We start from the raw sequence: 1,364 nt of genomic DNA, 5'->3' as shown, positions 1-1,364 counted from the left end.
CCGTCAGCCGAACATGTAGGCGCTGTTGAAGCGATTGTCGGAACCGCAGGAGTTGCCAACTTCGCCGCATTGCTGAATGAAGCTGAAGCAACCGAAGTACAATCCGTATTTCCTGCCGTTACCGTATAAGGGGTGCCAAGGGCCATTCCGCTGATAAGTCCTGAAGTATCCACGCTTGGTCCTGTCGGATCAAATGTATAGGTCAATCCTGAAACATAGTTCGAGATTGTTGAGAATCCGTCAGCCGAACATGTAGCCGCCGTTGGGGTGATTGTTGGAACTGCAGGTGTTGTCAATTTCGCTGCATTGCTGAACGATGCCGAAGCCACCGAAGTACAATCCGTATTTCCTGCCGTCACCGTATATGGGGTGCCAAGGGCCATTCCGCTGATAAGTCCTGAAGTATCCACGCTTGGTCCTGTCGGATCAAATGTATAGGTCAATCCTGAAACATAGTTCGATATTGTTGAGAATCCGTCAGCCGAACATGTAGGCGCTGTTGAAGCGATCGTCGGAACCGCAGGAGTTGTCAACTTCGCCGCATTGCTGAACGATGCTGAAGATGTAGAAGTACAATCCGTATTTCCTGCCGTTACCGTATATGGGGTGCCAAGGGCCATTCCACTGATAAGTCCTGAGGCTGCAACACTCGGTCCTGTCGGATCAAAAGTATAGCTTACACCTGAAACATAATTCGAGATCGTTGAGAAACCGTCAGCCGAACATGTAGGCGCTGTTGAAGCGATTGTCGGAACTGCCGGGGTTGCCAACTTCGCTGCATTGCTGAATGAAGCTGAAGCCGCTGAAGTACAATCCGTATTTCCTGCCGTCACCGTATATGGGGTGCCAAGGGCCATTCCGCTGATAAGTCCTGAAGCTGCAACACTCGGTCCTGTCGGATCAAAAGTATAGCTTACACCTGAAACGTAGTTCGATATTGTTGAGAAACCGTCAGCCGAACATGTAGGCGCTGTTGAAGCGATTGTCGGAACCGCAGGAGTTGCCAACTTCGCCGCATTGCTGAATGAAGCTGAAGCAACCGAAGTACAATCCGTATTTCCTGCCGTTACCGTATAAGGGGTGCCAAGGGCCATTCCGCTGATAAGTCCTGAGGCTGCAACACTCGGTCCTGTCGGATCAAAAGTGTAGCTTACACCTGAAACATAATTCGAGATTGTTGAGAATCCGTCAGCCGAACATGTAGCCGCCGTTGGGGTGATTGTTGGAACTGCAGGTGTTGTCAATTTCGCAGCATTGCTGAATGATGCAGAAGATGCAGAAGTACAATCCGTATTTCCTGCCGTTACCGTATATGGGGTGCCAAGGGCCATTCCGCTGATAAGTCCTGAGGCTGCAACACTCGG

1 pseudogene is annotated in these 1,364 nt (G+C 50.5%); it reads right to left on the bottom strand.

Annotation, left to right across the window (positions count from 1 at the left end):
- A pseudogene (locus tag BD847_RS20740) lies at positions 1–1,364 on the bottom strand (T9SS type B sorting domain-containing protein); the annotation flags it as partial.

Source organism: Flavobacterium cutihirudinis (assembly GCF_003385895.1).
In the GTDB taxonomy this organism is placed as follows: domain Bacteria; phylum Bacteroidota; class Bacteroidia; order Flavobacteriales; family Flavobacteriaceae; genus Flavobacterium; species Flavobacterium cutihirudinis.
Note: the sequence above shows the minus strand (reverse complement) of the source record. Positions and strands in the feature narration are given on the sequence as shown.